Here is a 546-nt window from a genome sequence, read left to right as displayed (position 1 = left end):
GCCAGTTGTTCTCGTCCCGCTACGGTCTGAACATCACCGGCACCGCCCGCAGCGTCGCCTTCTGCGACCACACGCTGGCGCAGGGGGAGATCCTCTGCGTCCCGGATACCCTGGACGATCCGCGCTTCCGCGACAGCCCGCTGGTGCACGGCTACCCGCACATCCGCTTTTACGCGGGGATCCCGCTGACAACCCCGGACGGGCACCATATCGGTACCGTGTGCATAACCGACACGCAGCCGCGGCCGCCGCTAACGGACGCGGATCGGCAGCATCTGGCCGACATTGCCGCGCTGGTGATGGACCGGATGGAGGTCCACCGGCTTGAACTGCTGCGCCACGCCAGCCAGCAGCGGCTGGAGTCCATCTCGGCCACTTCCCCGGACGCTATCATCTGCACCGACCTGCGCCGGGGCATCACCTTCTGGAATCCGGCCGCCACCGCGATGTTTGGTTACGGTCCGGAGGAGATGGCGGGTCAGTACGTGGCCGGGCTTATTCCCGAGCGCTGCCAGACCGACTACCGCAACGAGCTGGAGCGCCTGA

General features: G+C 67.0%; 1 protein-coding gene. It reads left to right on the top strand.

The features are described 5' to 3' along the window. Nucleotides 1–546: GAF domain-containing protein (locus F3J37_RS27910; RefSeq protein WP_166936864.1), on the top strand; the 546-nt coding region annotated here is incomplete at both ends.

Source organism: Candidatus Pantoea communis, from assembly GCF_011752685.1.
GTDB lineage: Bacteria > Pseudomonadota > Gammaproteobacteria > Enterobacterales > Enterobacteriaceae > Pantoea > Pantoea communis.
The sequence above is the reverse complement of the archived record's forward strand: the minus strand, read 5'-3'. Positions and strand labels throughout refer to the sequence as shown.